13 protein-coding genes and 3 rRNA genes are annotated in these 22,162 nt (G+C 63.8%); 14 read left to right on the forward strand and 2 right to left on the reverse strand.

Annotated elements, in window-relative coordinates; translation table 11 throughout:
- The 4 genes from QZ149_RS00680 to QZ149_RS00695 all read left to right on the forward strand — a co-directional run.
- Positions 1 to 676 (forward strand): 16S ribosomal RNA (locus tag QZ149_RS00680); the annotation flags it as partial.
- Positions 677 to 999: 323 nt separating this feature from the next.
- Positions 1,000 to 4,122: ribosomal RNA gene (locus QZ149_RS00685) — 23S ribosomal RNA — on the forward strand.
- Positions 4,123 to 4,257: 135 nt separating this feature from the next.
- Positions 4,258 to 4,375: ribosomal RNA gene (gene rrf / locus QZ149_RS00690) — 5S ribosomal RNA — on the forward strand.
- 311 nt (positions 4,376 to 4,686) lie between these two features.
- On the forward strand, positions 4,687 to 5,211 hold the full coding sequence (locus QZ149_RS00695; RefSeq protein ID WP_291448667.1) for an NAD(P)H-dependent oxidoreductase: 525 nt from the start codon (positions 4,687 to 4,689) through the stop codon (positions 5,209 to 5,211).
- Positions 5,212 to 5,333: 122 nt separating this feature from the next.
- Here QZ149_RS00695 and QZ149_RS00700 read toward each other — a convergent pair whose 3' ends face one another.
- Entirely contained in the window at positions 5,334 to 7,103 is a 1,770-nt protein-coding gene (locus QZ149_RS00700; protein WP_291448670.1) for a phospholipid carrier-dependent glycosyltransferase, read from the reverse strand.
- A gap of 152 nt (positions 7,104 to 7,255) precedes the next feature.
- Between QZ149_RS00700 and QZ149_RS00705 the strand changes: the two genes are divergently transcribed.
- The 7 genes from QZ149_RS00705 to rsmI all read left to right on the forward strand — a co-directional run bounded on the left by QZ149_RS00705 (position 7,256) and on the right by rsmI (position 15,448).
- Entirely contained in the window at positions 7,256 to 8,395 is a 1,140-nt protein-coding gene (locus QZ149_RS00705; RefSeq protein ID WP_009648142.1) for a metal ABC transporter substrate-binding protein, read from the forward strand.
- Positions 8,395 to 9,111 carry a metal ABC transporter ATP-binding protein gene (locus QZ149_RS00710; RefSeq protein ID WP_291448674.1) on the forward strand — a complete coding sequence of 239 codons (717 nt, stop codon included), beginning with the start codon at positions 8,395 to 8,397 and terminating at the stop codon, positions 9,109 to 9,111. The genes QZ149_RS00705 and QZ149_RS00710 overlap by 1 nt, the downstream gene beginning before the upstream one ends.
- The gene (locus QZ149_RS00715; RefSeq protein WP_291448677.1) at positions 9,108 to 10,076 is read left to right on the forward strand and encodes a metal ABC transporter permease; all 969 of its coding nucleotides are present in this window, start codon (positions 9,108 to 9,110) and stop codon (positions 10,074 to 10,076) included. Before QZ149_RS00710 ends, QZ149_RS00715 begins: the two co-directional genes overlap by 4 nt.
- A complete protein-coding gene (locus tag QZ149_RS00720) occupies positions 10,073 to 10,933 on the forward strand; it encodes a metal ABC transporter permease (protein ID WP_291448680.1) in 861 nt (286 codons plus the stop codon). The genes QZ149_RS00715 and QZ149_RS00720 overlap by 4 nt, the downstream gene beginning before the upstream one ends.
- Before the next feature lie 330 nt (positions 10,934 to 11,263).
- Positions 11,264 to 11,902, forward strand: coding sequence for a response regulator transcription factor (locus tag QZ149_RS00725; protein WP_291448683.1), 639 nt, complete (start codon positions 11,264 to 11,266; stop codon positions 11,900 to 11,902).
- A complete protein-coding gene (locus QZ149_RS00730; protein WP_291448686.1) occupies positions 11,902 to 14,295 on the forward strand; it encodes an ATP-binding protein in 2,394 nt (797 codons plus the stop codon). The genes QZ149_RS00725 and QZ149_RS00730 overlap by 1 nt, the downstream gene beginning before the upstream one ends.
- Positions 14,296 to 14,530: 235 nt before the next feature.
- Entirely contained in the window at positions 14,531 to 15,448 is a 918-nt protein-coding gene (gene rsmI / locus QZ149_RS00735; RefSeq protein ID WP_291448689.1) for a 16S rRNA (cytidine(1402)-2'-O)-methyltransferase, read from the forward strand.
- A 181-nt stretch (positions 15,449 to 15,629) separates the two neighbouring features.
- Here rsmI and QZ149_RS00740 read toward each other — a convergent pair whose 3' ends face one another.
- The gene (locus QZ149_RS00740) at positions 15,630 to 16,187 is read right to left on the reverse strand and encodes an isochorismatase family protein (RefSeq protein ID WP_291448692.1); all 558 of its coding nucleotides are present in this window, start codon (positions 16,185 to 16,187) and stop codon (positions 15,630 to 15,632) included.
- Between the two features lie 127 nt (positions 16,188 to 16,314).
- Between QZ149_RS00740 and metG the strand changes: the two genes are divergently transcribed.
- The 3 genes from metG (at position 16,315) to QZ149_RS00755 (ending at position 21,973) form a co-directional block, all read left to right on the forward strand.
- On the forward strand, positions 16,315 to 18,156 hold the full coding sequence (metG, locus tag QZ149_RS00745) for a methionine--tRNA ligase (protein WP_291448695.1): 1,842 nt from the start codon (positions 16,315 to 16,317) through the stop codon (positions 18,154 to 18,156).
- Positions 18,157 to 18,277: 121 nt separating this feature from the next.
- Entirely contained in the window at positions 18,278 to 19,744 is a 1,467-nt protein-coding gene (locus QZ149_RS00750) for a glycoside hydrolase family 32 protein (RefSeq protein WP_291448698.1), read from the forward strand.
- 210 nt (positions 19,745 to 19,954) lie between these two features.
- Complete coding sequence (locus QZ149_RS00755; protein ID WP_291448700.1) at positions 19,955 to 21,973, forward strand: sucrose-specific PTS transporter subunit IIBC; 2,019 nt, start codon at positions 19,955 to 19,957, stop codon at positions 21,971 to 21,973.
- Positions 21,974 to 22,162 lie beyond the last annotated feature (189 nt).

Consider the following 22,162-nt stretch of genomic DNA (forward strand, 5'->3'; position numbering starts at 1 on the left):
AAGTGCCCCGCCTGGGGAGTACGGCCGCAAGGCTAAAACTCAAAGGAATTGACGGGGGCCCGCACAAGCGGCGGAGCATGCGGATTAATTCGATGCAACGCGAAGAACCTTACCAAGGCTTGACATGCACGGCGGCACTGCAGAGATGTGGTGGCATTTGGTTGGTCGTGTGCAGGTGGTGCATGGTTGTCGTCAGCTCGTGTCGTGAGATGTTGGGTTAAGTCCCGCAACGAGCGCAACCCTTGCCCTATGTTGCCAGCACGTGATGGTGGGGACTCGTGGGGGACTGCCGGGGTTAACTCGGAGGAAGGTGGGGATGACGTCAAATCATCATGCCCCTTATGTCTTGGGCTTCACGCATGCTACAATGGTTGGTACAGAGGGTTGCGATACTGTGAGGTGGAGCGAATCCCTTAAAGCCAGTCTCAGTTCGGATTGGGGTCTGCAACTCGACCCCATGAAGGTGGAGTCGCTAGTAATCGCAGATCAGCAATGCTGCGGTGAATACGTTCTCGGGCCTTGTACACACCGCCCGTCACGTCACGAAAGTTGGTAACACCCGAAGCCCATGGCCTAACCGTTTTTGTGGGGGGAGTGGTCGAAGGTGGGATTGGCGATTGGGACGAAGTCGTAACAAGGTAGCCGTACCGGAAGGTGCGGCTGGATCACCTCCTTTCTAGGGAGCCCGTTTTTGTGGGGAACAAGTGGTGCGTCTGCGTTTTGTGGGTGTGTTGCTTTGTTTTCTTGTGCTTGCATTTGTTCATCACTGTTTGTGGGTGGTGGGTGTGGGTGCGTTTTGGGTTGGGCATAAATGTTTGATGCAGATGAGCACACTGTCGGGTTCACGTTCAACACCGTGTTGGCGTCCGCCATTGTTGTGGTGGTTGCCCGCATGGCCTGCTGGCAGTGTTGTGTTGTTGGTGTGGGTGTGTGTGGTGGGTTGTTTGTGATTTGTATAGTGGTTGCGAGCATATTTGTTCTGTACTGTTTTTTGTGTTTTGTTTAGTTTTGTTGGGCATTCGGTGGATGCCTTGGCATCAAGAGCTGATGAAGGACGTTGCGGCCTGCGATATGCCTCGGGGAGTTGGCGAGCGAGCGTTATTATCCGAGGGTGTCCGAATGGGGGAACCTAACCTGGGTTGTGCTGGGTTACCATCATCTGAACGTGTATAGGGTGGTGGGGGGAACGCGGGGAAGTGAAACATCTTAGTACCCGTAGGAGAAGATATTCCGTGAGTAGTGGCGAGCGAAAGCGGAGGAGGCTAAACCAGATGCGTGTGAGAGGCGGCGGCTGTTGCGTGTTTGGTGTTGTGGGGCCATGTTGGATCCTTCTGCCGGGGGGTCGCGCATGTTGTTGCTGGGAGTTGAACAGTCTGGGATGGCTGACCGTAGAGCGTGAGAGTCGTGTAGGTGGACTGGTGATGGTGTGTGTGGATGTGGTGCCCGAGTAGTGCGGGACTCGTGGAATCTCGTGTGAATCTGCCAAGACCACTTGGTAAGCCTAAATACTACTTGATGACCGATAGTGCATAGTACCGTGAGGGAATGGTGAAAAGTACCCCGGGAGGGGAGTGAAATAGTACCTGAAACCGTGTGCCTGTAAGCCGTCAGAGCCTTGTGGGGTGATGGCGTGCCTTTTGAAGAATGAGCCTGCGAGTTAGTGATACGTGGCGTGCTTAACCCGTGTGGGGTATGCGTAGCGAAAGCGAGTCTGAAAGATGGCGTGTGTCGCGTGTTCTAGACCCGAAGCGGGGTGATCTACCCATGGTCAGGTTGAAGCAGAGGTAAGACTGTGTGGAGGACCGAACCCACCAGGGTTGAAAACCTGGGGGATGAACTGTGGGTAGGGGTGAAAGGCCAATCAAACTCCGTGATAGCTGGTTCTCCCCGAAATGCATTTAGGTGCAGCGTTGCGTGGTCCCTGGTGGAGGTAGAGCTACTGGATGGCCGATGGGCCCTGTGGGTTACTGACGTCAGCCAAACTCCGAATGCCATTAGGTGTAGCGTGGCAGTGAGACTGCGGGGGATAAGCTTCGTAGTCGAGAGGGAAACAGCCCAGATCATCAGCTAAGGCCCCTAAGCGTGCGCTAAGTGGGAAAGGATGTGGAGTCGCGGTGACAACCAGGAGGTTGGCTTAGAAGCAGCCATCCTTGAAAGAGTGCGTAATAGCTCACTGGTCAAGTGGTTCTGCGCCGACAATGTAGCGGGGCTCAAGCGTACCGCCGAAGCTGTGGCAGCAACACGTATGGCTGGCGCCTTTTATTGGTTGTTGGTGTGTTGTTGGGTAGGGGAGCGTCCTGCATGAGGTGAAGCCTGGAGGTGACTTCTGGTGGATTGTGTGGGAGTGAGAATGCAGGCATGAGTAACGAATCTGCGGTGGGAATCCGCAGCGCCGATTGACTAAGGGTTCCAGGGCTAGGTTTATCCGCCCTGGGTTAGTCGGGTCCTAAGGCGAGGCCGACAGGCGTAGTCGATGGACAACCAGTTGATATTCTGGTACCAGGTTGTGACCGCCCATGCTGAGGTCATTGTGCTAACCAATTTGCCTGCCGCGCTCTGGTCCTTCGGGATTGGGGTTGTGTGTGGGTCTTGGGGTCCCGGTGATGGTAGGCAAGCGTGTTAACAGGGGTGACGCAGACAGGTAACTGCAGTGCGCCGATGGTTGTGCGTATTTAAGGTTGTGGCCCGCCCTTTAGGTAAATCCGGGGGGCACTAGGGTGAGGACTGATGAGGGACACACGTGTGTGTGGACTTGTGGTGATCCTATGCTGCCGAGAAAAGCCTCGACGTGAGGGCATGACCTGCCCGTACCCTAAACCGACTCAGGTGGTCAGGTAGAGTATACCGAGGCGTTCGAGTGAATCGTGGTTAAGGAACTCGGCAAAATTCCTCCGTAACTTCGGGATAAGGAGGACCCCGTGACTTCCCAATGCTTTGCGTGTTGGTGGGGTTGTGGGGTCGCAGAGAATAGGGAGAAGCGACTGTTTATCAAAAACACAGGTGCGTGCGAAGCCGTAAGGCGATGTATACGCACTGACGCCTGCCCGGTGCTGGAAGGTTAAGAGGAACCGTTAACATTCTTTGTGGGTGTGAAGCGGTGAATTTAAGCCCCAGTAAACGGCGGTGGTAACTATAACCATCCTAAGGTAGCGAAATTCCTTGTCGGGTAAGTTCCGACCTGCACGAATGGCGTAACGACTTCTCCGCTGTCTCAACCGCGAACTCGGTGAAATTGCAGTACGAGTAAAGATGCTCGTTTCGCGCAGAAGGACGGAAAGACCCCGGGACCTTTACTATAGCTTGGTATTGGTGTTCGCTTGGACTTGTGTAGGATAGGTGGGAGACTGTGAAGCTGCCGCGCCAGCGGTGGTGGAGTCGTCGTTGAAATACCATTCTGGTTTAAGCGGTCACCTTAACCTTGGCCCGTGATCCGGGTTGGGGACAGTGCCTGGTGGGTAGTTTAACTGGGGCGGTTGCCTCCTAAAATGTAACGGAGGCGCTCAAAGGTTCCCTCAGCCTGGTTGGTAATCAGGTGGCGAGTGCAAGTGTACAAGGGAGCTTGACTGTGAGACCGACGGGTCGAGCAGGTGCGAAAGCAGGAACTAGTGATCCGGCCATGGCACGTGGGTGCGTGGTCGCTCAACGGATAAAAGGTACCCCGGGGATAACAGGCTGATCTTGCCCAAGAGTCCATATCGACGGCATGGTTTGGCACCTCGATGTCGGCTCGTCGCATCCTGGGGCTGGAGTTGGTCCCAAGGGTTGGGCTGTTCGCCCATTAAAGCGGTACGCGAGCTGGGTTCAGAACGTCGTGAGACAGTTCGGTCCCTATCCTCTGTGCGCGCAGGAAATTTGAGGAGGGCCGTCCCTAGTACGAGAGGACCGGGATGGACGAACCTCTGGTGTGCCAGTTGTACCGCCAGGTGCATGGCTGGTTAGCTACGTTCGGAAGGGATAACCGCTGAAAGCATCTAAGCGGGAAGCCTGCTCCAAGATGAGGTTTCCACGCCCCACTTGTGGGGTGAGAGGCCCCCGCCAGACGAGCGGGTTGATAGGCCAGAGGTGGAAGCACCGCGAGGTGCTCGTGAGCCGACTGGTACTAATGGGCCAACACTAAACAACAACCCCAACCAATCAAGGGGACGGGTAAAACAACAGTGAACAACTTATTGCCGCAACCACTATACGAACCACGATCAACCCACACCCCCCACACACAAACAGTGAACGGGGGGAACAGTGTTGAACACCAAGTCTTGTGGTGGTCACAGCACCGGGGAAACGCCCAGCACACATTCCGAACCTGGAAGCTAAGCCCGGCAGCGCCGATGGTACTGCAACCGATAGGTTGTGGGAGAGTAGGACACCGCCACAACACACCCAACGGGAGCGGCCAGAAACCTCAAGGTTTCTGGCCGCTCCCTATTCACACACCCAGACCCAGACACAGAGGACCCACACACACCCACCCACAATTCGACCAGCCCACACCATCCAACACGCGAGGCCCCCACAGTTTTATATACAGCTGTATGTCGGTTGAAGGGCGTCAGGCAGCAAGATAGGGTTTAATGCGTCGGGACACTGTAGGACCTGTATCCTAAGCGATATGAGTTTTTCCTTGTCAAGTACCGTCGGTGCATTTATAGTAGTTGATGTTTCAATAAGACTTTGAAAGGAAACATCATGACTTCCGTTGCTATCGTTCTCGGTTCCGTACGCCCCGGCCGCGCTGGTGAGCAGGTCGTCCGTTGGATCGAGGAGCAGGCCCGTCAGGTCGACGGCGTTGCGACCGTCTTCTTCGATCTGCGCGACTATAATCTGCCGCTCTTTGCTGAGGAGATGCCCCCGTCGATGCAGGCTCCTGAGCTGCCTGAGGCCGTTCGTCTGCGCACGAACATCGAGGCGCAGGATGCTGTCCTTTTCGTAACCCCGGAGTACAACCACTCCGTCTCTGCGGTTCTGAAGAATGCAATCGACTACCTGCCCCCGGCGACGCTCAAGGATAAGGCGGTCGGCCTCGTTGGATACTCTTGGTACGGTGCTGTGAAGCCTCTCGAGCACCTGCGCGAGATTGTGGCGACGTTCGGAGCTGACGTTCGTGAGCAGCAGGTCGGTATTAACCTTGGTTCTGACTTCCAAGACGGCGTTTTCAAGCCCTCCGATGAGCTCAATGCTCAGATCCGCGAGATCCTGACTTCCTTGGCCTAAGATGCGCCTGTGAGGGTCTGGTTAGCTCTCATGCTGACACTGAATGCTTCTCCCGCTGAGGAATGTAGTGAAACGGGTGGCTCGGCTTTTCTGCCGAGCCACCCGTTTCTCGTACGCTGGATTCAGATCCAGGATGGCAACCACATGTGTGCCCGCCAGAAGTCGTAGTCGACGACGTCGGCGCGCCACAGCGGCATGAAGTAGAGTGCGCATCCGAGGATCGCGACGATGAGGACCCCTGCCATGATGCGTCCGGTGATCACCGTGTGACGCGGCGGGAGAACGGCCTCGGGGACTCCATCCACCGTGACGAACCCGGCGAGCAGCGAGATCATCCAGGCGACCGCGAGGGCTACGAAGGGGACGAAGGCGACCGTGTAGAAGGTGAAGATCGTGCGGTGCGCGTAGAGAAGCCACGGAGCGTACAGCGCGAGATAGCCTGCCAGAATGACTCCCGAGCGCCAGTTTCGACACCACAGGGTCGCCACGATCACGACGAGCAACGCTCCGATGCCGATCCACCAGAGTAGAGGGTTGCCCAGGGCAACGACGTTTGTTGCGCAGTTGCCGGAGGCGCAGCCGGTAATCGTCGCGTCGTTAGCCCAGTGGAAGGAGGTCGGGCGCACCTGGGTGAGCCACATGTAGGGATTGGACTGGTAGGTGTGCGGGGTTGTCAGGCCGGTGTGGAACGTCCACATTTCCTTGTGGTACAGCCATAGGTCGGCGAGTGCGCCGGCGAAGCCTGGAATGCCCGAACGGCCGTGCCCGTGTGCCTGGGGGTGCATAAACCAGCCGATCCAGGAGGCGATGTAGGTCAGGATCGCGCTGGGGACCATCAGGATGAATGCCCACCAGACGTCGGCGATGAGAGCGCCCCGGATGGGGGAGGGGTGCCCGAGTCGCCAGCGGTAGGTGACCTCGCGAATTGCGACGAAAAGGCCGAGGCACGCCAGGACGTAGATTCCGGACCACTTGACCGAGGAGGCGAGGCCGCACAGGATGCCGGCAGCGAGCAACCAGGGGCGTCTGCCGGCATTGGGGCCGACCATGAAGCCGCGTCGGTCGCGTCCGCGCAGGAATTCACCCAGGTCGTGCCATCCGCTGCACGGAGCGCCAATGCCGTCCCATGCGGTGAGCCTGTGCGCCAGCATCGGTCGGGACATCTGCTGGTCTTTGACGAAGCAGAAGAAGGCGGCAAGCGCGAACATTGCGAGGAAGCCGTCGAGGATAGAGGTGCGGCTCATGACGATGGCGATGCCGTCGGTTGCCAGGAAAAGCCCAGCGAGGAGGGTAAGGGCGGGGGAGCGGAACAGGTTCTGCGTGATCCGGCAGAGGAGAAACACGGTGATGATGCCGCAGATTGCGGTCGTGATGCGCCATCCCACGGGGTCTGTTTGTCCGAATATCTTCATGCCGATCGCAATGATCCACTTGCCGGTGGGCGGGTGGACGGGGTAGCCGCCCGCGGCGGAGAGCCCGGATACGTTGCCTGCGACGAAGGAGGCGTCGTAGTTGTTGGGCCACGTGCCCTCGTAGCCGAGCGTGAGCAGGGACCATGCGTCCTTCACGTAGTAGGTCTCGTCGAAAACGAGTGTGCGGACGTTGTTCAGGCCGGGCAGGCGGATGAGTGCTGCGACAATCGTCGCGATCGCGGTCGTCGCCCAGCCGGCGGCGGGGCTGTGGAGGCGGGCACGCCAGGGGCTTGGCTCGGTTGTCGACGAGGCCGTGGCTGGCTCCGCGACAACGGTCGCCGCAGGGGAGTCCTCTGTCGGTGACGAATCCGCGGGCACGGAAGCTGTTTCCCTTGCCTGCGTGTTGTCGGCTGTCTGGACGTGGGTATCGGGTGCCTCGGCGTCCTCGGATGTGTCGTGGTGTGCGTTCGTTGTGTCCATTACTGCCGAGTGTAGCTGTCTGCGCCAAGGCGTGAACAATTGCCTGCACGCCTGTTGAGGGGTGTGGGAGGATGTGCACTGCGACAGTCTTGAGAATTATTCTCGAATGATTCTATAATTTTCGGGTACCCGAAAATATCGTAGGAGCTATGATGATCCTCTCAACAGCTCGCCGTGCGGCTGTGGCCGTCCTGGGCCTCGCACTCGTACCCCTCGCGGCGTGCGCCCCCGCCTCCTCGGCTCACGGCCTTAAAATTGTCGCCACAACCACACAGATCTGCGACTACGTCACCCAGATCGCGGCGGCTTCCACCGACCTTTCCCTGGACAAAACCGACGCATCGGGCAAGCAATCCCACGTCGGCCCTGCCCCCGACAGTGCGGCCCTTACGATGAGCCTAACCTGTCTGCTGGCCCCCAATGCCTCGGCGCACGAGCATGAGATGACTCCCGCTCAGACCGCCGCCCTGGCCGAGGCAGACGTCATGGCCGTGTCCGGCGTCGACCTCGAGCACTTTCTCGACGACGCGGTTGCCTCCTCCGGCTTCCACGGACGCATGGTCGTCACCTCCGGCGTTCTGACCGCCGCCGACGTCGACAAGCCGGGTGCCCCCGACCCGCAGGCTCCCTACACGATTGACCGTGGCAACGAGCGCGTTGAGGTCGCCCCCTGGCCTTTCCCTCCGGAAAACGCGGGCGAGGAACCCGAATTCCGCTTCGACCCCCACGTGTGGACCTCGCCGGTGCGTGCCAGCATCCAGGTTGGTAACCTCGGCGCAGGCCTCGCTGCCGCCGCGCCCGACGCTGCCTCTTCGATCAACGCGGCCACGGCCTCGTACCTGGAGGACCTGGGTGCCCTCGACGCGTGGGTGGCGGAGTCGATCGAGACTGTGCCCGAAGGCCAGCGCGTCCTGTTCACCTCCCACGACGCCTTTGGATACTTCTCGGCTGACTACGGGATCCGCTTCATCGGCGCGGCTCTCACCGACTTCAACGATCAGCAGGACGCGACGGCCGACCACATCGCATCCGCCGTGCAGGCCGTTAAGGACTCGGGCGCGGTCGCCCTCTTTGCTGAAAACTCCAACAATTCGAAGTCCATCGAGGCGATTGCGCGCGGTGCCGGCGTGACCCCTATCGTGGGCGACGACGCGCTCTACGGAGACTCGCTCGGCCCCGACGGGAGCGCCGGAGCCACCTACGTGGGATCGATCATCCACAATGTGCGCACGCTGACCGATGCGTGGGGAGGGACCGTCCCGGCGCTGCCCGAGCGGCTGGCGGGTCAGTGATGTCTCACCTCGTTTCTTTTCAGGATGCGGCGCTGGGGTATGGGAATACCCCGGCGCTGTCCGGCCTGACCCTCGACGTGGATGAGGGCCAGGCCCTGGCGCTTGTCGGTCCCAACGGCGGCGGCAAGACCACGCTCATGCGCGGCATTGTCGGCGGCTGCTCGCTCCTGTCGGGCAGCGTGCGCGTCGCCGCCTCGCGAATCGGTCTGGTCCCGCAGAGCGCCGACCTGGACCTGACCTTCCCGGTCAGTGCGTCCGAGGTCGTCACCATGGGACTCATTGCCGAGGCCGGGTGGGGTCGGCGCATCACCGCTGACATGCGGCGTCGGGTGGGGGAGGCCCTCGAGCGGGTCAACCTCTCCGACCGCGCCTCCCATCGATTCGGTACGCTCAGCGGCGGGCAACGCCAGCGAGTCCTCGTGGCGCGTGCCCTCGTCGCCCGGCCCGAGCTGGTCATGATGGACGAACCCTTCAACGGCCTCGACGCGCCGAGCCGCGACATCATCACGGGTCTGATTGCCTCTCTGACCGGCGACGGGGTGGGCGTCGTCGTCTCCACGCACGACCTGTCGCTCGCACGCGACGTGTGCTCACGGGCGTGCGTGCTCGCCTCGCGGCTGGTGGCCCTCGGCCCAGTCAACGAGGCCTTGGACCCCTCCGTGCTCGCGCGCGCCTACGGGTCGGGGGCCGACGAAGCGATAGCGGCGCTGTCATGATCGCTCCCTATCTGCTGCGTCCCATCATCGTCCTAGGGCTGCTGGCCCTGGCGGCGGGGCCGGCCTCGACGCTCGTGAACCTGCGCCGGGCCGAGTTCAGCGCCGAAACAATGGTGCACGGCGTCTTCCCCGGCATCGTGGTGGGCATGGCCGTGGGCGGGCGCGACGCCATCATTCCCGGCGGTGCCGTATGTGCGGCGCTCATTGCCGCCTCCCTGACGGCGGCCTCGCGCAAGCCACGCTCCTCCGAGGCCACCACCGCCGTCCTGCTGACCGCCTTCTTCTCCCTGGGTATCGTCATCTCCCTGCGCATCGGTGACATGTCCGGTCAGCTCGAATCCCTCATGTTCGGGCGCCTCCTCGACATTACGCCCTCTCGGATGTGGACCAGCGCCGCGGTGCTCATGGTGGCCGCCGTGGTCCTGGCGCTTACGTGGCGCGCCCAGATCGCCGTCGCCTTCGACCGCGAGGCCGCGCGTGTGTCCGGCATCCCCGTCACCTGGATCGACATCGCCTTCAACGCCGCGCTCGGTGCCATTGTCGTCGCGGCCTCGACGGCCGTGGGCGTCCTCCTCGTCGTGGGCTACCTCATTGTGCCAGGTGCTTTCGGGCGCTTGCTGGCTGCCGGGACGCGCTCGATGGCGGTGTTGTCCGGTGCCTGCGCCCTGCTTGGCGGCTGGGCGGGCTTCAGCGTCGCGCTGGTGCGTGTGCCCCGGCCCCTGTCCCCGCAGGCCTGCGTAGCCCTGGGCGTTCTCGCCTGTTTCGCGTTCGCATGCGCGCTCCGGCAGCTGCGTGAGGTTCGCATGGGTCGGGACGAGGCCTCGGCGGGCTCTCAGGGAACCCTCACCGCGCGTGAAACAGTACGTGAAACGGGAGATCGAGTCGGCGATAACGCGGCAAGCGTGCGTGAAACGGCGCGTGAAACGCGGTCCTCGGATCTGCTGGCGCTGGGGGAGGCATCGTGATCCTGAGCCTCCTCATCGTCCCCGCCCTGCACGTCACGCTCATCGGAGCGCTCGGTGGCCTCGTCGGCGCGTTCGCATACCTTGATCGGCGCATTTTCTTCGCGGAATCCGTCACCCACGGCACCTTCCCCGGCGCGGTCCTCGGCGTCGTCGTCGCTGCCAGCCTCGGCCTCGGCCATTCGGGCATGTCCGCCGCGCTCTACGTCGGTGCCTTCCTCGGGACGATCCCGCTGGTTGCACTCATGCGCTACCTCGCGTCGATCCCCGGAATCTCCAGCCAGGGGGCCGCCGGCATCGTCCTGACGGCGGGATTCGCCGCAGGATACTTCCTGGCGACCTGGTTCAAGCCCCTGCCCCTCGCCGTCAGTTCCTTCCTAACCGGATCCGTCATGACCGTCTCGCCCGCGGACGTCGCGTGGGCCGGGGCCGTCCTGCTCCTCGCCTCGGTTCTCATCGCCGTCGGACACCGCCAGCTCCTGGCCCACTGCTTCGACCCCGTCGAACCCGGCGCGGCGCGCGGGGCTGCCCGCAACGAACGCATTATTCTCGGGCTCATCCTCGCTGCCGTCACCGTCGCGATCCCCGCCGTCGGCACTATTTTGTCGATTGCGCTCATCGCCGCCCCCGCTGCGGCGCTCGCGCCCAGCGCTCGCAGCGCCCGCTCCTTCCTCATCGGGTGCCCCCTCCTCGGGGCGGCCCTCGGCCTAGCCGGTCTGGGAATCGCCGTGCCCGCTCGCCTCAGCGCCGGCGGCACCATCGCGCTCCTGTGTGCGGGCGCCGTCCTGGCCTCGCGCCTGCCCGGCTGGGTGCGCGCGCGAGGTACCGCTCGCCCGCGCGCCGCGGTGGCCTCCCACTGAGGGAAACCAGGCCTCGGGGCTTCTCGGCATAAACGCCCGGCGTCGCGATGCGCGCGAAGGTCACCCAGGCCTCGTTTCCGAGCAGGGAGGTTGGGCGACAGGCATCCATTGTCCCTTCAAAAACCCCGACAAACGCGGCGTCTAGGCGCTCGGTGGGTGTCGATGCTTCCCTTCCCTCACTGAGCAGATCACAAGCAAATCTGCGCAGAGATCGTGACTCAAAATGCCTGCTGACCAGGGATGTTGAAAAAAGCGTTCCTGAGCAATTAGACTGAGAAAAAATTACGTTTTAACGCGGTCAACGAGACCCGGAAGCGCGGGGGAGGCACGATGATAAAAACCAGCACGCAGATCGTCGTTATTGACGACCACCGCGTCGTCGGCCTCGGTGTGAAGGCCGCATTCGAAGATCGTGGTGCCGACGCATCCATTAGCTGGGCACCAACCGTCCGCGAAGCGCGGTGGAAGCGCGGGCAGATCGCCGTCCTCGACCTGCGCCTCGCCGACGGCTCCGCCCCCGACAAGAACATCGCGTACATCAACGGATACGGGATCCCCGTCGTCGTCTACACCTCCGGCGACGACCCCTACCTGGTGCGACGCGCGATCGCCGGCGGGGCCCTGTCCATCATCCGCAAGAGCGCGCCACCCGACGACCTCGTCGAGGCCGTCCTCGCCGCCGCCGAAGGCGTCACCTTTCCGACCCCGGATTGGGCCGCCGCACTCGACGCCGACGAAGACTTCGTCGCCGAACACCTCTCAGACCTCGAGGCGCAGATCCTCGCACACTACGCCTCCGGTGAGAGTTCCGCCTCCGTGGCGCGTGCCCTCAGCGTCTCCAAAAACACCGTCAACACCTACATCGCCCGAATCCGCGACAAATACAGGGAATCGGGACGCCCCGCAGAATCGCGCGTCGACCTCTTCCGACGCGCTGCTGAAGACGGCCTCGTCAGCTACTACGACTAATGCACCCGCGCGACCTCGGCCCCTACGCGCTGCACATGCAGCGCCTCATCGTCCTCGCCGCCGTCTGCGCCGCCGTCTGCACCACGATCATCAGCGGACCCCAGCTGATCCCCGCCTCGGCCTCGCCGTCCGACCTGGCGCAATGGGTGTTCTACTCACCGAACCTAATTCTTCCGCTCTGCGCCGGAGCCTGCGCGCTCGCTGCGATCATCAAGGCGGTAACCGCACGCAGACACACGCACATGTGGACCGATACCGGCTGGTTCATCCTCACGCGCCTCTACCTCGCGTGCTACCTGGCACTCATCGTCGCGTGCGCGATCCTGCCAGCCATGCACCTCGGCTCCCCGGTGCCCCCGGTTTATGTCCACGCCATCGCCTCCGACACGAACCCGATCCTGGCGCTCTACCCACTCGCCGCGATCAGCAGCATCGCAGTCCTGCGCGGACGCTCCACCGCTGCCTACCTCAGCGCCATCGCTCCACTGCAGATCATCGCCATGATGAGTGCCAACCCCGACAACAAACTACTCGAAACATCGGTCGGCCCCCTCTACTTCCTGCTCGTCGCCATGGCCAACGCGGGAATGCTCGAATGGACCCTCATGATCGTGCGCGGCCTCGACCAGACCCGCAGCAACGCACGCGACGCCGAGCGTGCGCTCGCGGGAGAACGCGCCCAGGGGCGCGCACGGTCGCGTAGCAACGGTCTCATCCACGACTATGTGCTCTCGGCCCTGATTCTCGCGTGTAAACGGGGCATCGACAATATTGAGGTACGCGCGGCAGCCCACTCCGCGCTGTGCGCCCTCGTCCCCGCCCCACCCTCCAACGGGTTCATGGACGCTACACAGATGCGAGGGGCCTTCGAAGCCCTCGTACGCCCTCAGCAGTCGCGCTGGAAGGTCACATGCCACCTTCCTGCTCAAGGCTGGCAGATCCCCGCCCAGGTGGGCACCGCGCTCGTCTCCGCGACCCACGAGGCGCTCAACAACGTTCGTCTCCACGCAGGATCTGACACCTCGGACCCGACCCAGCCCGCGCGCTGCCGCGTCGTCGTCTCAGCCGAGGTGGACTCCATACGCGTGACGATCACCGACACGGGACAGGGCTTCGACCTTGAACACCCCACCGAGGGGCGTCACGGCGTCCGCCGCTCCATCGTCAATCGGATGGAGTCGGTCAGGGGACACGCAACCCTGGTCTCGCAACCCGGCGGAGGGACGTGCGTGACCCTGGAATGGCACGACCCCCAGAGTCGACGCTTCAGGCCGCGGCAGGCGATTCGCTCCGCCTTCGCCTGGCGGCCCCGCGCGGGTACGCGCGACAAAGACCCGTCGCGCACTGCGTGGGATTCGCAGGTTCGCGCGGCCGCAGAGTCGCGCGGCGCGCGGCTGCTTGTTCTGGTCGGCGTTGTGTTTCATAGCTATATGGTGGCGATCGAATTCAGCCACGGGGCCTACTCACATAGGGGCCCCGTCATCCTCTCCCTCGCGATCATGGCGGTCGCAGGAACCCTGTTGGTGGCACCGTGGCCCGACCGCGTGCCCCCGAAACTCGTGACGTGGGGGAGTGCCGCTGTAATCGGTGTGTCTAACCTGCTGGTGCTCACCCCGATTCGGGGAGCGTCCGCATGGCCGGGCTGGTCCGGGTGGAGCGCGGGCGCATCGATGTTCCTCGCTGCGCTGCTCCTCCTGCGTCAGCGCACGGCCGAGGCCGTCGTTGGTTGCGTCTGCTTTGTGGTCGCAGTCGCCGCATGGGTTGCACTCTCAGGTAGGCCGCCCGGCCTCGTCTTCACCTTCACGATCGGCCACATCATCACGTTCATATTCTGGTTTGCTCTCGTGTCGTGGTCGGGCACCGTGACCTCCGCGATCGAACGAGCCCTCAAAGCCGAGGAGCAGGCTCGCCTGGAGAGGGAACTGCAGGTGAGCATTAATTCGGCTATGGCGGTCAAGCTCGCCGACGTGTCCGTTCGCGCGCGCGGGACCCTCGAGGCGCTCCGGGATGAAGAAGTGACACCTGAGATCGCCATGGAGGCGCGCCTGCTCGAGGCGGAGCTGCGCGACGAGATCCGCGCTCCCTTCTTCACCGGAACCGCCGTCGTGGAAGCGGCGCGTCGCGCGCGAGGACGAGGGGTCGAGGTCCTTCTGCTTGATGACCGCGGCAACGGGGACCGAGGGGAGGATAAGGAGAACGAGGTCCGGCTGCGTGACCTCATCGTGGCGCGGGCAACCGCCGCACTTGACGAGGCCGTGGCCGGGCGCGTCGTCGTGCGTGCCTGTCCCGCTGGCAGACGGTGGGCCGCGACGATCCTCACCGACGCGGGGCTGGCCGTCGTGGAGTCTGAGGAGAGCACTGTCGAGGTGGGGAAAGGAACTCTTCGCATGTGAGGGTGCAGGGGTGGGGCTCGGCGTGTCGTGGCCGTGTAGGGGTTGAGGTCTTTCGATGATAGAGATTCCTACACCGTCCATCTGAAAGACCTCGACAGGTCCAATTCTGTCTTCTCACGCTACGTCAGCCCTTGGGAGCGCTTGGCTCTCCCCTTGTACAACTTCTAGTACAGTCCTGTGCTCCCGAGTGAACCCGCGTCGTGCGCGCACCGGAAAGCAGTGAGACGATACCGGCATGGAAGCCGCGACCGACCAGACTCATCCCGCCGAACCCGCCCAAGCCTCGTCCCCGACGACCCACGGCGGGCGCGGACCCCAGCCCTACCGGCAGGATCCCGGTTCCATCCTACTGGCCGCCACCCCCATCGGTGACGTGCGCGACGCCTCGCCCCGCGTCATCGCAGCGCTCGAGGAAGCAGATGTCGTCGCTGCTGAGGACACGCGCCGTGCGCTCGCACTGGCCTCACGCCTGGGCATCAAGCTGGGTGGTCGCCTGATCGCCCTGCACGACCACAACGAGGCCGAGAAGGCCGCGGGCATCGTCGAGGCGGCCAGGGGAGGGGCGCGCGTCGTCTTCGTGTCCGACGCGGGCATGCCCACCGTCTCCGACCCGGGCTTCCGCCTGGCGTGCGCCGCCATCGACGCGGGCGTGCCCCTGTCCGTCCTGCCCGGCCCTTCCGCGCCGCTCGTCGCCCTCGCGCTGTCCGGCCTGCCCTCTGACCGCTTCGCCTTCGAAGGCTTCCTGCCACGCAAGGACGGGGAAGCCACGCGCTACCTGCAGGACCTAGCCACCGACCCGCACACGCTGATCTTCTTCGAATCGCCCCGGCGTGCAGCCGCCACACTCACTCGCATGGCCGAGGTGCTGGGCGGCGACCGCCGTGCAGCCCTGTGCCGCGAGCTCACGAAAGACTACGAGGAAGTGCGCCGCGGCACGCTCGGGGAACTCGCGGAGGGGGCGGACGATATCCTCGGCGAGGTCACCATCGTCGTTGCCGGGTACGAACGCAGCGCGCGCGCCGAAGACCACGTCGGCGCGGTCCTCGCGCTTGCGGCTGAGGGCATGCGCCTGAAAGACGCCGCCGCCGAGGTCGCCGCCGCAACGGGCGCGCGCAAGAACGACCTCTACAAGGCTGCCCTCGCCGCGAAGTGACGAGGCCGGGGCGCGGATCTGCGATCAGCGTGGCCCACGCGGATAGGAAACGACTAGCTGGATAGGTTATCACCTCGTGGATAGGTTAATAACCTATCCGGATGCCCTGTTTCCTATCCGCACGTGCGCAAGCTATCCACAAGCGTGCGCCTACCGGCTGCGATGTGGCAGCACCCGAGCCTCAGACGAGCAAGACACCCTCCGTCATCATCCACTCGCGGGCCTGCGCGCCCAGCTCCTCGGTGACGGGGGCGGTCAGCTCACGCAGGACGCGCGTCGGGAACCCGGCGCGCACAGCGTCCACGGCCGTGCAGGCCACGCAGTGCGACTCGGCCAGGCCCACGACATCCACCTCGGTGACGCCGGCGGCGCGCAGCGCCTCCTCCAGCGTCTTCCCGTCCTCGGTCGTGCCCTCGAAGCCTGAGTAGGCGGCCTCGTACTGGCCCTTCTTGACCGTCACGTCCGCGTTCACGTTCGCGAGCGCCGGATGCAGCTCGGCCTCGTCCGTGCCCGCTACGCCGTGCGGGGGCCACGTGTCCACGAAATCCGGCGTCTCGGAGAAGTGCGCGCCCGGATCGATGTGCCAATCCTGCGTCGTCACGATCAGCTGGTAGTCCCCGCGGTGGGCCTCCACGTAGGCGGCCACGGCCTCTGCGACCGCGTTGCCTCCCGTCACCGGGAGGGCCCCGCCCTCGCAGAACGTAGGCTGAACATCGACGATAATGAGCGCGCGGGTCATGTTTCCTCCATGAATGTGGCGTTTTCGCCAGGATAGCACCACGGCGACTTTCCTCGGAGGGTGCGACTATCCCGCAACAAGCCACCAATTCCCCCTTCGAGCGTGCCAAGCAGTATTGTTAGTGACTATGAGTCGTATTCTGTCCGCCGTCGCATGGCCCTACGCCAACGGCCCCCGTCATATTGGCCACGTAGCGGGATTCGGTGTCCCCTCCGACGTTTTCTCCCGGTACATGCGAATGGCCGGGCACGACTTGCTCATGGTGTCCGGTACCGACGAGCACGGCACGCCGATCCTGGTGGCCGCCGACGGCGCGGGCATGAGCGCTCGCGAACTCGCGGATCAGAACAACCGCCTCATCGTCGAGGACCTCGTGGCCCTCGGCCTGTCCTATGACCTGTTCACCCGCACGACCGCTGGCAACCACTACCGCGTCGTCCAGGACATGTTCGCCACCGTGCGTGACAACGGCTACATGATCGAGCAGGTCACGCGAGCCGCCATCTCCCCGTCCACTGGCCGCACCCTGCCCGACCGCTACATCGAGGGCACCTGCCCGATCTGTGGTGCCGAGGGGGCGCGCGGCGACCAGTGCGACAACTGCGGCAACCAAATGGACCCGACCGAGCTCATCAACCCGCACTCGCGCATCAACGGTGAGACCCCTAACTTCGTGGAGTCCGTCCACTACTTCCTCGACCTGCCCGCCCTGGCCGATGCCCTGTCCGCTTGGCTGGATGAACGCGAACAGTCGGGCACGTGGCGTCCCAACGTCATCAAGTTTTCCCAGAACTTCCTGGAAGACATCCGCCCGCGCGCCATGACGCGCGACATCGACTGGGGCATCCCGGTTCCCGGCTGGGAGGACCAGCCCACCAAGCGTCTGTATGTGTGGTTCGACGCCGTCATCGGCTACCTGAGCGCCTCCATCGAGTGGGCGCGCCGCACCGGCGACCCCGAGGCGTGGCGCAAGTGGTGGAACGACCCCGAGGCCCTGTCCTACTACTTTATGGGCAAGGACAATATCGTCTTCCACTCCCAGATTTGGCCCGCCGAGCTGCTCGGCTACAACGGCCAGGGCGCGAAGGGGGGCGCTCCCGGTGACCTGGGTGTCCTGAACCTGCCCACCGAGGTCGTCTCGTCTGAGTTCCTCACCATGGAGGGCAAGAAGTTCTCCTCCTCGCACGGCATCGTTATCTACGTGCGTGACTTCCTCTCGCGCTACCAGGCCGACGCCCTGCGTTACTTCATCAGCGCGGCTGGCCCCGAGACCTCGGACTCCGACTTCACGTGGGCCGAGTTCGTGCGCCGCACCAACGGCGAACTCGTCGCCGGCTGGGGCAACCTGGTCAACCGCACGGCCTCGATGATTGCCAAGAAGTTCGGCGAGATCCCGGCCCCCGGTGAGCTGCAGGACATCGACTGCGCCCTCCTGGACGCCATCGAGGCCGGTTTTGAGACCGTGGGCAACCTGATTCGCCACCACCGCCAGAAGGCGGCGCTGTCCGAGGCCATGCGCCTAGTCGGCGAGGCCAACAAGTACGTGACCGACACGGCCCCCTTCAAGCTCAAGGCCCCCGAGGAGCGCGAGCGCCTCGCGACCGTGCTGTGGACTCTCGCTCAGGCCGTCGCGGACCTCAACCTCATGCTCTCCCCGTTCCTGCCTCACGCGGCCAATGACATCGACCGCGTCATGGGCGGCAGCGGCGAGATCGCGCCCATGCCTCGTATCGAGGAGGTCGTCGAGCTCGACCCGCAGGTCCTGCCCGTCGACTTCGAAGGCCGAAGCGGCTACCCGATCATCACGGGCGACTACACGAACGTGCCGACCTGGGAGCGCCACGCGATCACCGTGGGCACTCCGATTGCCAAGCCCACGCCCGTCTTCGTCAAGCTCGACGAAGCAATCGTCGAGGAGGAGCTTGCCCGCTACGCGGACGCTCACCCCGACGACGTGACGGGTGCCTGATCTGGTTTTTCCTTGAAATATCGCCCCTTGTAACAATTGTGGCGTACGTTTGACAGCGCGCGGGCGGGACAGATGCGTCCCGCCCGCGCGCTCGTCTATGCGAGGGTGTTACCTTGTGGTCATGGCCGAAGATTTTCTCGCGTCCGCCCTCGCTGCCGAGGCCTCGTCGCGCGCCCCTCACGATCCCGACTACCCGCTCTTCCACGTCGCACCCCCGGTGGGACGACTGAACGACCCGAATGGCCTCATTGAGGTCGGCGGAACCTATCACGCATTCTTCCAGTACACGCCCGAGCACCCGCGTAAGCTCGTCTACTGGGGCCACGCTACGTCGCGTGACCTGACCCGCTGGGACTACCACGCCCCCGCGATCCTGCCCGACACCCACCAGGACGCGAGCGGTGCCTACTCGGGCACCGCCATCGACGCTGGGGACCACGTCGAGCTGTGGTACACCGGCAACTACAAGGATCCCGAGACGGGGGAGCGCGAGGCCACCCAGTGCGTCGTCACCTCGACCGACATGGAGCACTTTAAGAAGCAAGTGCCCCCGGTCATCGCCCGCCAGCCCGAGGGCTACACCGCTCACTTCCGCGACCCGCAGGTGTGGCGCGATGTGGACGGATCCTATCGGATGCTGCTCGGCGTTCAACGCGAGAACCTCACGGGCGCGGCCCTGCTCTACCGCTCCTCAGACCTGCGCGCGTGGGAGTGCGAGGGGGAGATGACCTTCCCGGACGCCGACAGCGCGTTCGATGCGTTCGGTTACATGTGGGAGTGTCCCAACCTGGTGCGCCTCGTCGACGAGGAGACTGACGAGGCACGCGACGTCCTCATCATCTGCCCGCAGGGCATCTCGCCGGAGCGCGAGGGCTTCGAGAATGTCTTCCCGTGCATCGCCATCGTCGGCGAACTCGTGGGCACCGAGCTGCGCGGGGCTGACGGCTCCTTCGAGGAACTCGACCGTGGCACCGAGTTCTACGCGCCCCAGGTCATGGCCCGCTCCGCTTCTTCGGACCCGGGCGCGCCGACCCTCCTCTTCGGCTGGGCGGGCAACGCCGGCGAGGACGACCAGCCCTCCATCGAGACCGGCGGCTGGGTGCACTGCTTCACTGCCCCGCGCGCTCTGACCCTGCGCGGTGGACGCGTCATTGCACGCCCGTACCTGCCGGGCCTGCCCATTGCGCCCGCCACCCTCGAGGGCACACCAACGGACGAGGCCGGGACTCGCGTTGTCGAGCTGGAGGGGTCGCGTTCGTGGCGCCTGGCCTTCGACGCTTCTTACGAGGGGGCGCTGTCCGTTCGCATCGGCTCCGATTCTGGCCTGTCGATCACTCTCGAGGAAGGGCGCCTGACCGTCGACCTGACGGGCACGCGCTACCCCCACGGTGGCCGTCGCATCGTCACCCTGGATGCGGGGGAGGCCAGCCGCGTGGAGATCCTCCATGACCGTTCTATCACCGAGATCTACCTGGGTGACGGCTCGCGTGTCTTCACCACCCGCAGCTTCCTGCGCGGCGAGGGCACCGGAGTGACGCTCTCGGGCGCCGCCTCCGTGACGAATGTGAGCGCCGTGCGCGCCGACTGAGTAACCCCAAGACGAGGCCGTGGCTGCGTTGGTGGCTACGGCCTCGTTCTATGTGAGGGGAGTCTCAGTGCTCGGGCGTGAGATTTTTTCTCATCACCTTGCTAAGTAAAGTTCCGCACTCTACTATGTCAATCGATTGCTACACACTGCCCAGTGCGATGCGGACAATGACGTACTGCGTGGGTTTTTCAGAAAGGAATGTGGTCAGCAATGGATCATGCCAAGGTGGCAGGGGAGGTCGTCGAAGCAGTCGGCGGTGCCTCCAACATCAGCGCAGCAGCTCACTGCGCGACACGTCTCCGTCTGGTGATCGCGGATCAGTCCAAGATCAACCAGCAGGCCCTCGACGATAACGAAGATCTGAAGGGCACATTCGCTGCCGGCGGTATGTTCCAGATCATCGTCGGCCCCGGCGACGTCGACCAGGTTTACGCCCGCATGGTCTCCGACCATGGCGTGCGCGAGGTCTCCAAGGATGAGGCCAAGGAGGAAGCCGAAAAGGGCGGCAACCTCTTCTCGCGTTTCATTAAGATGATCGCCGACATCTTCGTTCCGATCCTCCCGGCGCTGGTCGCCGGCGGTCTGATGATGGCCATCAACAACGTCATGACCGCTGAGGGCCTGTTCGGCGAGCAGTCCCTCACCACCATGTACCCGGCGATCGCTGACTACGCGGCCCTGATCAACATGGTTTCCTCCGCCGCCTTCGCCTCCCTGCCTGTGCTCGTCGGCTTCTCCGCCGCCAAGCGCTTCGGTGGCAACGTCTACCTGGGTGCCGCAATCGGTGCGGCCATGGTGTCCTCCGACCTGCTCAACGCCTGGAATACGGGCGCGGCGCTGGCCGGTGAGCAAACGGTTAGCTACTGGCACATCTTCGGCATGGACGTCGCCAAGATCGGCTACCAGGCGCAGGTTATCCCCACCTTGGCCGTCACTTACGTCATGTGCCTCATCGAGAAGAACCTGCACAAGGTCCTTAAGGGTACCGCAGACTTCCTGCTCACCCCGCTCATCACGATGCTGGTCACCGGCTTCCTGGCCTTCACGATCATCGGCCCCGTTACCCGCGTGGCCGCCGAGTACCTGACCTGGGGTATCAACTGGACGTACACGACGCTCGGCGTGTTCGGCGGTCTGCTCTTCGGTTTCATCTACAGCCCCATCGTAGTCACCGGCCTGCACCAGTCCTTCCCCGCCATCGAAATCCCGCTGCTGCCTGTTAACGGCGGTGTCGGCGACTTCATTTTCCCCGTCGCCTCCATGGCGAACGTCGCGCAGGGTGCGGCCGCTCTGGCCATCTTCTTCAAGACCCGCGACGCCAAGCTCAAGGGCCTGGCCGGTGCCGGTGGTGCATCCGCCGTCTTCGGCATCACCGAGCCCGCGATCTTCGGTGTCAACCTGCGCCTGCGCTGGCCCTTCTTCTGTGCCATGGCCGCAGCCGCCATCGGCTCCGCTGGCGTCGCGCTGCTGAACGTGCGCGGCCAGGCCCTGGGTGCCGCCGGCTTCGTCGGCTTCGTGTCAATCATGCCCAAGTCGATCCCCGCGTACCTCGCCCTCGAGATCCTCGTGTTCGTCCTGTCCTTCGGCTTCACCTTCGCCTACGCCATGACGCGCGGCAAGGCTGACATGGAGGGCCGTGCGCCCGCCGCTAAGGCTGCCGCTCCCGTGACCGCCGCTGCGGTTGCTGTCCCCGCGGCTGCCCCGGCTGCCGCGCCGGCTGCTGAGGCTGCCCCCGCCCCGTCTTTCAGCGACGAGGCCAAGGCTGACCTGACGCTGACCTCCCCCATGACAGGTGAGCTGGTTGCGCTCTCCGACGTGAATGATGAGGTCTTCTCCGCCGGCGCGCTCGGCCCCGGCGTCGCCATCTCCCCCGCCGCTCACGCGGTCGTCGTCGCCCCCTGCGACGGCAAGGTGACGGTCGCCTTCCCGACCGGCCACGCCTACGGCCTCAAGTCCGCCTCCGGCGTCCAGATCCTTATCCACATCGGTATGGACACGGTCAAGCTGGACGGCAAGGGTTTCACGCCCCGCGTCTCGAAGGGCGACATCGTCAAGCGTGGCGATGTCCTGGCTGAGGTCGATTGGGACGTCATCCGTGAAGCCGGCTACGACACCATCACCCCGATGGTCGTGACGAACAAGAAGAAGTTCGGCGAGATCACGCCCGCCGCTACCGGCCCGGTCAGCATCTCTGATACGGTCGTGACGGTGGCTCCCAAGGAGGCCTGAGCCGCTTCGGAGTGAATCCTCGGGTGGGCGGCACCAGCATCGAGCTGGTGCCGCCCACCCGTTGTTTGTTGTCGCTGGTAACCGCCTCTTCCGCACGTTAACCGGCTGATCTGAACGTGGGCGGGGGTGCCCACGTGCGGAATAGCAGGCCCACGTGCGCAATAGGGAGTCCACGTGAGGAACGTGGAC

It is taken from the genome of Actinomyces sp. ICM47 (assembly GCF_905369875.1).
In the GTDB taxonomy this organism is placed as follows: Bacteria; Actinomycetota; Actinomycetes; order Actinomycetales; family Actinomycetaceae; genus Pauljensenia.

Coding starts and splice junctions, on each gene's coding strand:
- QZ149_RS00710 (WP_291448674.1), top strand. CDS start 8,395: ATGTCTCACCTCGTTTCTTTTCAGGATGCGGCGCTGGGGTATGGGAAT.
- QZ149_RS00755 (WP_291448700.1), top strand. CDS start 19,955: ATGGATCATGCCAAGGTGGCAGGGGAGGTCGTCGAAGCAGTCGGCGGT.
- QZ149_RS00695 (WP_291448667.1), top strand. CDS start 4,687: ATGACTTCCGTTGCTATCGTTCTCGGTTCCGTACGCCCCGGCCGCGCT.
- QZ149_RS00705 (WP_009648142.1), top strand. CDS start 7,256: ATGATCCTCTCAACAGCTCGCCGTGCGGCTGTGGCCGTCCTGGGCCTC.
- metG (WP_291448695.1), top strand. CDS start 16,315: ATGAGTCGTATTCTGTCCGCCGTCGCATGGCCCTACGCCAACGGCCCC.
- QZ149_RS00715 (WP_291448677.1), top strand. CDS start 9,108: ATGATCGCTCCCTATCTGCTGCGTCCCATCATCGTCCTAGGGCTGCTG.
- QZ149_RS00725 (WP_291448683.1), top strand. CDS start 11,264: ATGATAAAAACCAGCACGCAGATCGTCGTTATTGACGACCACCGCGTC.
- QZ149_RS00750 (WP_291448698.1), top strand. CDS start 18,278: ATGGCCGAAGATTTTCTCGCGTCCGCCCTCGCTGCCGAGGCCTCGTCG.
- rsmI (WP_291448689.1), top strand. CDS start 14,531: ATGGAAGCCGCGACCGACCAGACTCATCCCGCCGAACCCGCCCAAGCC.
- QZ149_RS00700 (WP_291448670.1), bottom strand. CDS start 7,103: ATGGACACAACGAACGCACACCACGACACATCCGAGGACGCCGAGGCA.
- QZ149_RS00740 (WP_291448692.1), bottom strand. CDS start 16,187: ATGACCCGCGCGCTCATTATCGTCGATGTTCAGCCTACGTTCTGCGAG.
- QZ149_RS00730 (WP_291448686.1), top strand. CDS start 11,902: ATGCACCCGCGCGACCTCGGCCCCTACGCGCTGCACATGCAGCGCCTC.